Annotated in this window: 2 protein-coding genes and 1 pseudogene; 2 read left to right on the plus strand and 1 reads right to left on the minus strand. The window is 46.9% G+C overall.

Translation table 11 applies throughout. The annotated features are described in order from the left end of the window. Both C6Y40_RS24965 and C6Y40_RS10555 read left to right on the plus strand, forming a co-directional pair. Positions 1-217: transposase (locus C6Y40_RS24965; protein WP_420836918.1), on the plus strand; the 217-nt coding region annotated here is incomplete at its 5' end. 242 nt (positions 218-459) lie between these two features. Beyond that, a pseudogene (locus C6Y40_RS10555) lies at positions 460-1,264 on the plus strand (IS110 family RNA-guided transposase); the annotation flags it as partial. A 121-nt stretch (positions 1,265-1,385) separates the two neighbouring features. On the opposite strand, the gene istB reads toward C6Y40_RS10555, so the two are convergent. Further along, positions 1,386-2,120, minus strand: a complete 735-nt coding sequence (istB, locus tag C6Y40_RS10560; protein WP_071979584.1) for an IS21-like element helper ATPase IstB — start codon at positions 2,118-2,120, stop codon at positions 1,386-1,388. Positions 2,121-2,122 lie beyond the last annotated feature (2 nt).

The raw sequence follows: 2,122 nt of genomic DNA on the forward strand, positions 1-2,122 counted from the left end.
GGTCCTTGATGTCTCAATGAAAGAAGATGAATGCCAGATATATCGTGGCAATGCCGCCGAAATACTGTCAGGAGCGAGGAAGCTTGCCTTGAACATGCTTCGTGCGGAGACAACCAGAAAAACGAGTGTGCCACGGAAACAGAAGCGTGCGCATGGCAGCACTGATTACTTGGAAAAGGTGTTAGCGGCGGGTTTGGTAGCGTTGAACGAAATTTGAGCACTCATGCTCTCGCCCTGCCTTTATTACAACCAATAGAATTAGTGTAAACAGGATAAAAAATGAATTTCTCCAAAAACGGTCAAAAAATTGAGATTTGAAAAATGAGCTAATTTTTTATTCTCCGATACGCATAGACACAATGACTCCCTGTGAAATGCTAGCCTCCGCATTTTCGTGGGTTAGCTGAAAGCCATTGCCATAATTAGTTTGTTCAATACTAAATCAATTTGGAGGCTAGCATGAACAAACATAGCATGATTTTTATCGGATTGGCCGTTGGATACGCACAAAGAATTCCATGAAGTGGCGTATTGTGAAGAACAGCGTGGCGCTGTACCTGTTCATTATGGGCGTATCCCCTCTTCCAAAGTCAGCGTTAAAAAGCTGCTCCGCCAGTTTGAATCTAAATATCCTGGCGCGACACTTCACGTTGTTTATGAAGCGGGCCCGTGTGGCCACTGGATTTATCGACTGATAACAAGTTTGGGTCATTGCTGTTATGTGGTCGCCCCTTCTCTTATTCCTAAAAAGCCTGGGGAGCGAATTAAAACCGACCGCCGGGATGCGCTTAAATTGGTGAGGTCATTGAAGTCAGAAGACCTCACGCCCATTTATGTCCCTGAGCCGGAAGATGAAGCGGTTCGGGATTTATCCCGCGCTCGTGAAGCGGCCATGAAGGATTTAAAAGAAGCTAAGTACCAGCTTAAAGCTTTATTGCTACGCAACAACATTCGTTACGAAGGCACCGCCAACTGGTCTAAAAAACATCTGCGCTGGCTCACTGAACTGATATTACCTCATCCAGCCCAGCAAATTGTTTTGCAGGAACAATTGCAAACCATTGAGGAACGCATCCGGCGACTGGAGAGACTAGATAACGAATTAACTCATCATGTTCACCAATGGCGGTATTATCCCGTTATAAAAGCTGTTCAGGCCATGCGAGGTATCAGATTATTGGTAGCTGTGGGTGTTGTTGCAGAGTTAGGCGATTTACACCGTTTCGACCATCCCAGAAAACTCATGGCGTACCTGGGTTGCGTATTAGGCATTTCCCGATCACTAATTCCGGCCTCTCGATCACCCCAATTCTGATACACCCGATCACTGGTATTATGGCTTGCCCGATCAGTAGTTGTGGCAGACCGCAGTCTGCCACAGGTATTTACCTCATGGTTTGTTGCTTTCTCATTGACTCCCCAGTGAGGGTTATCCGGTGAGCATTGTGGATGAGGCGATCTAGTAGCGCATCGGCAACCGTGCCGTTACTTATCATTGAATGCCATTGCTCTACAGGTAGCTGACTACAGATGATGGTGCTACTTACGCCGTGCCTGTCTTCTACCACCTCCAGTAAGTCTGTTGCCTGTTTGACGGTGAGTTTTTCCAGTCCCCAGTCATCCAGGATCAGTAGCTGTTGTTTCGCTATCGTTGCTAGCTGCTTGGTGTAACTGCCATCAGCGTGGCCGATGTGTAAGTGCTCGTTTAATCGTGGTAATCGCCAGTAACCAACACGTATTCCCTGGCGACACGCTTGTTCACCAAGCGCACAAGCTACATAGGTTTTACCGCCACCTGTGGCTCCGGTAACAATGATATTCTGATGATGACTAAGATATCCGCCATTTAATAAATCGGCCATTCTTGGCTTTTGTAATCCGCGGCCATTGTCGTATGACAGTTCTTCCGGTGTTGCATTTAACCTGAGTCGTGCCTGTTTACGAAGTCGGTTGATGCGGTTTGTCCGTCTTTGGTTCATTTCATGGTCAACCAGCAGGGACAACCGTTCCTCGAAGGCTAATTCACAGTAGGTGTTGGGTTGAGCGCGTTGCTGTTTTAACATATCCGCAATCCCTGTCATGCGCAGTTGCTGTAATTGTTGGATGAGTAGATCGTTCATTT

Source organism: Marisediminitalea alba (genome assembly GCF_002993365.1).
Taxonomy (GTDB): domain Bacteria; phylum Pseudomonadota; class Gammaproteobacteria; order Enterobacterales; family Alteromonadaceae; genus Alteromonas; species Alteromonas alba.